This window comes from Acidocella aquatica (assembly GCF_030160635.1).
Classification (GTDB): domain Bacteria; phylum Pseudomonadota; class Alphaproteobacteria; order Acetobacterales; family Acetobacteraceae; genus Acidocella; species Acidocella aquatica.
This window is the reverse complement of record NZ_BSOS01000070.1, coordinates 1-8,016: the sequence shown is the minus strand read 5'-3', so window position 1 is coordinate 8,016 and position 8,016 is coordinate 1. Positions and strand designations below refer to the sequence as shown.

Annotated in this window: 6 protein-coding genes; 3 read left to right on the top strand and 3 right to left on the bottom strand. The window is 55.0% G+C overall.

What is annotated here, in order from left to right; all coding sequences use genetic code 11:
• Nucleotides 1-88 precede the first annotated feature (88 nt).
• The 3 genes from QQJ84_RS12855 to QQJ84_RS12845 all read right to left on the bottom strand — a co-directional run bounded on the left by QQJ84_RS12855 (nt 89) and on the right by QQJ84_RS12845 (nt 4,225).
• Nucleotides 89-907 carry a metallophosphoesterase gene (locus tag QQJ84_RS12855; protein WP_284258637.1) on the bottom strand — a complete coding sequence of 273 codons (819 nt, stop codon included), beginning with the start codon at nt 905-907 and terminating at the stop codon, nt 89-91.
• Nucleotide 908: 1 nt separating this feature from the next.
• Nucleotides 909-3,047, bottom strand: coding sequence for an AAA family ATPase (locus QQJ84_RS12850; protein ID WP_284258636.1), 2,139 nt, complete (start codon nt 3,045-3,047; stop codon nt 909-911).
• Between the two features lie 68 nt (nt 3,048-3,115).
• Complete coding sequence (locus QQJ84_RS12845) at nt 3,116-4,225, bottom strand: GIY-YIG nuclease family protein (RefSeq protein ID WP_284258635.1); 1,110 nt, start codon at nt 4,223-4,225, stop codon at nt 3,116-3,118.
• A 99-nt stretch (nt 4,226-4,324) separates the two neighbouring features.
• Between QQJ84_RS12845 and QQJ84_RS12840 the strand changes: the two genes are divergently transcribed.
• From QQJ84_RS12840 to QQJ84_RS12830, 3 genes are all read left to right on the top strand, one after another.
• Nucleotides 4,325-4,561 (top strand): helix-turn-helix domain-containing protein, encoded by a 237-nt coding sequence (locus tag QQJ84_RS12840; protein WP_284258634.1) that lies wholly within the window; start codon nt 4,325-4,327, stop codon nt 4,559-4,561.
• A gap of 137 nt (nt 4,562-4,698) precedes the next feature.
• Nucleotides 4,699-7,140 (top strand): type I restriction-modification system subunit M, encoded by a 2,442-nt coding sequence (locus QQJ84_RS12835; RefSeq protein ID WP_284258633.1) that lies wholly within the window; start codon nt 4,699-4,701, stop codon nt 7,138-7,140.
• Nucleotides 7,134-7,991, top strand: a complete 858-nt coding sequence (locus QQJ84_RS12830) for a restriction endonuclease subunit S (protein ID WP_284258632.1) — start codon at nt 7,134-7,136, stop codon at nt 7,989-7,991. The genes QQJ84_RS12835 and QQJ84_RS12830 overlap by 7 nt, the downstream gene beginning before the upstream one ends.
• Nucleotides 7,992-8,016 lie beyond the last annotated feature (25 nt).

Sequence of the window (8,016 nt, the reverse complement as noted above, 5' to 3'; positions counted from 1 at the left end):
CCTCAGGCAAAAAATATAAAAAATGCTGCGCTATCAATTGAGCCGCGGCTCTCCGCTGACGCTTACGTAGATATAAGCGAAGAGAGTTTTATATCTCTACGACGAGGTCTGCCTTAAAATTCGCGTTTTCTGGTTCCATGCCAACGCCAACTCCATAGCCACGTGGGTTGCAAATGACTCGGGTTTTTCCAGCGCGATAATCAAACGAATCATGTGTGTGTCCGTGGACCCAAAGGTTCGCACCCAGTGCCAAAAGGTCATCTCGGTTTGAGCAGAACGCCGGGGTCAGTCCATCGTCACGAAAGCGAGGATGAATACTGCGGGCAGATGAGGCATGATGGGTTATAACGACCGTCTTACCGTCGAACGGTCTACGCAATTCCTGTGCAATATATTGAGCTGACTGCCGGTGCCAGGCGACTGTCTCTGAAGGTCGAAGCTTGAACACATCCTTGATGTCAGACTTAATGCAGACGTAGTCGTTCAACGCACTGTGGGCGTATGCTGCGTGTCCCGCGGGATTGCCAAAAAGTTGGAAATCGGTCCAGAGAGTTGCGCCGACAAATCTTATCTTGCTACCGCCGAATGTAAGTTCCACAGAATCATTTTCAAGAAACCATGTCTCCCGGCCATGGCCCTGGCGATCCCTCTCCGCGTCTTCACGGAGTTGAAGTATATTTTCGTGGGGGCGGCGGCCTGTGCGGTAGTGCTCATGGTTGCCGGCAACAAAAATAATCGGAATATCCGGGAATTGAGATTCTGATCTGAGGTGCTTCACGACATACTGTGAACGATGATAGTCACCCGCTACAACGAGGCAATCCGATTTGGCTTTGGGAAGGCGATCATGAAGGCCGTGCGCGTAGATTTCATAATGCAGGTCGGATAGAATACTGATCGTTGTCATGTTAATTCTTCCGAATATAATTTTTGGAGACCTTTGGATTTTGCTTATGAGACTGGCCTTCGCCAACCTCACAAGAAGTCCTTATCGACTCAGCCGATCTCCACAGATTGGCGATATCTGCGGGTAAAAGAACGCTGCGCTCCAGGAGAGCTTTGGCGAACATGTCCACGGCGACGCGATTGCTTGTGATTAGTTTCTTGGCTTCATCATACGCTCTTTCTAAACGAGCACGGACGGCGGCGTCGTGGGCCGGCCGCAGAACGAGGGAGGCATGGCCGCGGTCTGGATCAGCGATTTCGCTCCAGAGTAAGCCCGTGCTTCCCAAGCCAAGTGACAGCTCTGCACGAATCGCGAGTTGTGTCGCCTGTGCGAGATCACTTTCCACAGAACCGCCAGCGCCTGCGGAAAATTGGCCAAAGACCACTTCCTCTGCTGTGCGCCCCGCCAAAAAGACAACGAGAAGATCGTCGACGTCTCCGTAAGTGAGCGCCGAGGGTCGAGGCGAGTTATAAAGGGTGGCCCCAGATAGGTGACCTTGTGTACCCAGCGTGAGTGTTGGGGGCGCATCGGGCCTTCGATGGATAATGGCCAGCGCATGCCCCGCCTCATGAGCCGCAATGCGTTGCATGAAGACATCTTGAGGATCAGCCCTCTGTCCGCAAATCTCAAGAAAAATGTCCTCAAAGGTAACTGGCCGACACTCGACGCGCGCCATCCTCCTTGCCCCTCTGACCCATTGCGCCACGTCAGCTCCACTATGCCCCTCCGAGATGCTTGCAAGCTGCGTCAGGTTATGACCCGTAAGAGCATCACCCGCATAGAAGGAGTATATCTTTTCGAGAGCGGCGAGATCAGGAAGGCCGATTTCGATTATGCGATCCAGTCTTCCGGCGCGTTTAATAGCCGAGTCAATCCGTTCCGGGTAATTACTAGCACCGATGACGATTACTCCATCTCGATCAACAGCTCCATCCAACTCTTGCAGGAGAGTGTTTATGATGCTGCTCCACCAATCTGAATTTCGATTTTGTGTTTGTCGACTATTAATGGTGTCAAGCTCATCGATAAATAGGATCGCCGGAGCTGCCGCCCGCGCCTGCTTAAACGCATCGCGTATTGAACTGGTGACATCACCCAGGTGCCCATCACCTGTACTTTGCCAAATTGAATAACTTGTTGCAAAAAATGGAACTTTGCAGAAATCGGCAACGGCTTGAGCGCCCGTCGTTTTGCCACTCCCCGGAGGACCGCTAAGCAGTGCGCCGCGGTCGACATCATCCCATGGGATACGTCCGGCTCGGTACTCCACAATATCGAGAGCAAGCGCTTCAGCCCACGCAGATAAGTTGGGCATTCCGTGCAGATCTTCCAAGGCGATTGAACGCCTGGCAACGGGCGCAGACACCGGCGCTTCATATGTCAGCTTTGCTAAACGCTCAACATAATCCTGCGGTGTCTGTCCCCTACGAGTAGACAGTTGTAGCATGTGCGGTTGTATGTTTTTAAAGTCTACGCACTTAGCATCAACGCGCTTAGGACCGAGTGAAAGGGTCAAGAACTCCCGGAAGGATGCGCTCTCGAACAAAGGCAAAATGAAAAGATGATCGGCCGCGCGATTAATGTGCTCAGGGATCAATTGAGCCTCATCTTGAGTTACGATGATAACCAACTTTGACGAGAGTATCGCTGCCGCTACTTCGTCACAGAAGCGTTCACGACGGTACTCAACGAGCGCCTCGGTCCTCTCAAAAACTCGACAAATTTCATTTTTCCCAAGAGAGGTTCGGCTCTCGGGCGATTTGCGGTTTGGGGTGTCGATCGCTAGCAAAACTCTAGGGGCAACCTCCGCCACGAATGGGACCCACATCACGTTTGGAACTCGAATTATGACGATGTCCGTCGCATTTATTTTTAGTCCAGGAGAAGCATTTTTGAAAAGTCCGCGTAACAGAACATCTGCAGCGGCATGAGCTGGATTTACAGGCTCCGGTGAAGTATCCCGCTCAAGCTCGTCGCTTTCGACCGTAGATTCATTCCGACGGTAAGAACTTTCGAGTGCGGAAATACTTCTCGCCTTAGTCTTAGGCTTTTGCGACATAGCAATTTGTAATCCTAAATTTGAAGCGCGAATCCGTGGCAAAATTTACACGCCATTTTCGACCATCACAGGCCGCTGTTGCCTCGCCTCAGCGGCCTGTATCTAGGCCGTCAGGAAAGGCGCAGAGATGGTAGTAAGCGGCCGCGACGTTGGTTGGAGATGCCCGCAACCACATCGATGTCTTGCATTGCCATGTGAGTCTTCACAATGAGCGCATTGTTAATCGCGGTATCCCAGTCCTTTCCACCACGTTTAACTGACCGTGCCACATCGCTATGGCGAAGCCCCCAGTACCGGCACGCCGCAGTTGAGCTTTTGAACTCGGTTACCTTGGAGAATACATTAATGGTAATCGGCGAGCGGGTCTTGGGTTTGCGTCCGGTCATGCCCACAGCGTCTTCGAGCGACCAGCCCAGGCTCATCCGGCGCACGACCTTTCCGGCGTTCGTTTTGTAGCGTTCAGCTACACTTCTGAATCCGGCGTACGTGACACCGTCAACGACAACGGTCGACCCCATGCCTCCGAAGACACCACCTGCGTTCTGGTTGTAGCCATTTGGCTTCAACGTTCCCCAAAGTTTGATCCAGTGCCTTTCACGCGCGGGAAGATCCGATGCAGGAACGTCGTCTTCCAGGATGAGAAATTCGAACTGATCCCTTCCAAACTCCGCCATGGCATGCTGAAGGGTGCCGGGCACCAGGTTTTTTGATTTGGACAACGCGACGTGCTGCCAATTCCGACGATTCCGATCGATCGTCAGTCCGATATACTTTTTGCCGCTGGATATGTGATTCCACATATACACACAGCCAAGGCTAGCGCCGAGGCGAGCGGCGTAGTGGGGCGGGGGAACCAGCTCTGCAGCAACCTCGGGCGACCACTTCTCACGGCTCATCCGCTGCCCGAGAAGCTTTTTTGTGATGCCGCGGCTTTTTGCCAGGGCAGACTTTGACGGAAATACCAGTCCACCGCACTGGAGGGGATGGGCATAGCCCTTTTCCGCAGATTTCGGTGGTGGAAAATAACCGAAAGCTTCTTCAGTAGACCAGCCGGCGATCAAACGGTAGCTGATGATTTGGATCTGAGCTTTCCGGGATTTGGTCTTCAAAAATGCGTCCGGGAGGTCATCGCCTAGCACCTTGAGGGCGTGCGTAATCGACTTGTATTGGTAACAAAGTAAAATGAGGGGACGGGCGCGGCCGGGGTCATTGTGTGCCATGATATTCCTTGAATACAAAATTTGCGGGTGTCTTCCGCCATCACATGATAACGTGGTATCAATATAGAGCCAATGGATTAACGATGTCAAGGAGATTATATGATAACAGGGACACAATTAAGGATGGCTAGGGCCGCCCTCAAAATCGGCGTCCGTGAAGTTGGACAATTAGCGAAGGTTTCTCCAGCGACCGTTACCCGGATTGAATCCGATCATCCGGCGAATGTCTCGACCCTAGAAGCTATTCGCAACGCGCTTGAGGCAGCAGGAGTGGAATTCATCCCGGAAAATGGTGGAGGAGAGGGTGTTAGACTGAGATTGAACCGTTCCGATTGAGTTGTCCGCACCACTCGGCCGCCGCGAGGACGGCCTGTGGTAGAGGTGCGAGCCGTCAAAGAGTGCGATAGGTTAAGAGCGATCGAGTCGCAGCGGCCGACTAGGCCCGGCGGCACAGGCATTAAGGGGCTAGGCGTTTGGCGGTTAAGAAATCTGAGATCTACAGCTCGCTTTGGGCCAGCTGTGACGCGCTTCGGGGCGGCATGGATGCCTCCCAGTATAAGGACTATGTCCTCGTCCTGCTGTTCGTAAAATACGTCTCGGACAAATATGCCGGCGACCCCAATGGCCTTATTGAGGTGCCCCCCGGTGGCAGTTTTGCCGATATGGTGGCCCTGCGCGGCGACAAGGATATCGGCGAGAAGATCAACGTCATTATCGCCAAGCTGGCCGAGGCGAACGACCTCAAAGGCGTGATCGACGTTGCCGATTTCAACGACCCGGAGAAGCTTGGCTCCGGCAAGGACATGATCGACCGCCTCTCGGCGCTGGTCGGCATTTTTAACCGGGCGGAGCTGGATTTCAGCAAGAACCGCGCCGAGGGCGATGACATCCTGGGCGATGCCTATGAATACCTCATGCGTCACTTCGCCACGGAGTCCGGCAAGAGCAAGGGGCAGTTCTACACTCCGGCCGAGGTCTCGCGCATCATGGCCAAGGCGATCGGCATCAACGCGGCGCGCAGCGCGGCGCAATCCATCTACGACCCCACCTGCGGCTCCGGCTCCCTGCTGCTGAAGGCCCATGACGAAGCCCCCTATGACCTGACCATCTACGGCCAGGAGAAGGACGTGGCGACCCGCGCCTTGGCGCGCATGAACATGGTGCTGCACGGTTGCCCCACGGCGGAAATCTGGCGGGAGAACACCCTGTCGTCACCGCATTTCGTCAACAATGACGGCAGCCTCAAAACCCATGACTTCGTGGTCGCCAACCCGCCCTTTTCGGACAAAGCCTGGAGTACCGGCTTTGACCCCGCCAATGACCGGTTTAGCCGCTTCAGCTATGGCGCGCCCCCGGCCAAGAATGGCGATTACGCCTATATGCTGCACGTCATCGCCTCGCTGAAAACCACGGGCAAGGGCGCCATCGTCATGCCGCATGGGGTGCTGTTCCGCGGCAATGCCGAGGCGGAGATCCGCGAGAAAATCATCCGCAAGGGCTATATCAAGGGCATCATCGGCCTGCCGGCTAATCTGTTTTACGGCACCGGCATTCCCGCCTGCATCGTGGTGCTGGACAAGGAGAACGCCCACGCCCGCACCGGCATTTTCATGATCGACGCCTCCAAGGGCTTTATCAAGGACGGCAACAAGAACCGCCTGCGTGACCAGGATTTGCATAAAATCGTCGATACTTTCACCCGCCAGGTGGAGGTTGAGCGCTATTCCCGCATGGTGCCGCTGGCCGAGATCGAGAAGAACGGGTTTAACCTCAACATCCCCCGCTATATCGATAGCTCCGAGCCCGAGGATTTGCAGGATATCGAGGCGCATCTGAAAGGCGGCATTCCGTTGCGCGATATCGATGCGCTGGCCCCTTATTGGGCGGTGCTGCCTGCCGTGCGGGGGGAGTTGTTCGGCCCTGGCGAGCGGCCGGGTTATGCCGCGCCGAAAGTAGCACCCGCGGCGGTGAAGCCCGCCATATTAAACCACAAGGAATTCGCGGCATTTTCGGCCCGCGTGGCGGAGGTGTTCGCCGGCTGGCGGGCGGCGCATGGTGAGCGGCTGAAGAATATCGCGGTGGGCGACCACCCGAAAAAGCTGATCGAGGAACTGGCCGAGGATTTGCTGGCGCATTTTGCCGACGTGCCGCTGATCGACAAATACGATGTCTATCAGCACCTCATGACCTATTGGGCCGAGATGATGCAGGACGATGTGTATGTCATCGTTCAGGATGGCTGGGCGGCGGCGCGGCAGATCCGCGAGCTGGTGAAAAATGCGGAGGGCAAATTTACCGAGACGCCGGATATCACCCTCGGCAAGCAGAAGCTGAAGGCCGAACTTATTCCGCCCGCTTTGGTGGTGGCGCGGTTTTTTGGCCCGGAGCAGGCGGCGCTGGAGGCGCTGGAAGCCAAGGCGGAGGAACTGGCCCGCGCGCTTGAGGAGCTGGAGGAAGAACAGGGTGGCGAGGGCGGGCTGCTGGCCGATGGGAGGTCCGACAAGGACAGACTGACCATTAAAAGCGTGAAGGACCGGCTGAAGGAGATCAAATCCGACAAATCAGCCGGGGAGGAGCGCGCGGCGCTGACCGCGTACCTGACGCTGATGGAGCAGGAGAAAGAGGCGGCGGACGCGGCGAAGGCGGCGAAGCTGGCGCTGGATACTGCAACGGCCAGGCACTATGCCAAGCTCACCGATGCCGAGCTGCGGCAATTGTTGGTCGAGGATAAATGGTTTGCCGTGTTACAGGCGGATGTGACCTCTGAGCTGGACCGCGTCAGCCAGAGCCTCACGGGGCGGATCAAGCTGCTGACCGAGCGTTATGCGGCGCCGTTGCCGAAGCTGGCGGCGGATGTCGAGGCGCTGAGCGCCAAGGTGGATGCGCACCTCAAGCGGATGGGGTTCGCATGGTGAAGGCGGGCTACAAGCAGACTGAAATCGGTGTGATTCCTGAGGATTGGGATGTCCTGCCGTTAGGTCAAATCTTTGACGTCCAACTTGGCAAAATGCTTGACGAAGAAAAGAACGTCGGAATCCTAAAGAATTACCTCGGGAACCGAGCGGTGCAATGGGGGACATTCGATTTATCCGACTTGCCTAAAATGCGTATGTCAGGCCCAGATCTTATTAAATTCAGGTTGAAGGAAGGGGATATTTTAGCTTGTGAGGGGGGAGAAGTTGGGCGCGCTGCGATTTGGGATGCGCCTATTGAGGAATGCTATTTTCAGAAAGCGTTACATCGGCTCCGAGCCATGCGTGAATTTGATCATCGGTTGATGCTTTCATTGCTAAAGAGCTACTCTGAGCGGGGCGTGTTCGTGAACTACACGACGCAAACGAGCATAGCGCATCTCCCAAGAGAAAAATTTATTCTAATTCCGATACCTGTTCCCTCTCGGCCTGAGCAACATGCTATTGCCACAGCGTTAAGCGATGCGGATGCGCTGATTGCCTCGCTGGATGCGCTGATCGCCAAAAAGCGCGACCTCAAGCAGGCCGCCATGCAACAACTCCTCACCGGCAAAACCCGCCTGCCGGGGTTTAAGGGGGAGTGGGATATGAAAACTCTGGGGGATTATGGCGATTTCAAAGGAGGAAATGGCTTTCCCCTGAAATTTCAAGGTAATGTGTCGGGAGAACTGCCGTTTTTCAAGGTATCGGACATGAACAATGAGGGAAATTCAATGTTTATGGATAACTCCAATCATTGGATTTCTGATGATACTAGCCCGGATTATGCAGGACTGCTGGCGAGCATAGCGTAAACCGTTGATTTGATGTAAGAATTGG

What these genes read in the sequence shown, in the direction of transcription:
- QQJ84_RS12830 (WP_284258632.1), top strand. Translation starts at nt 7,134, where the DNA reads ATGGTGAAGGCGGGCTACAAGCAGACTGAAATCGGTGTGATTCCTGAG.
- QQJ84_RS12840 (WP_284258634.1), top strand. Translation starts at nt 4,325, where the DNA reads ATGATAACAGGGACACAATTAAGGATGGCTAGGGCCGCCCTCAAAATC.
- QQJ84_RS12855 (WP_284258637.1), bottom strand. Translation starts at nt 907, where the DNA reads ATGACAACGATCAGTATTCTATCCGACCTGCATTATGAAATCTACGCG.
- QQJ84_RS12845 (WP_284258635.1), bottom strand. Translation starts at nt 4,225, where the DNA reads ATGGCACACAATGACCCCGGCCGCGCCCGTCCCCTCATTTTACTTTGT.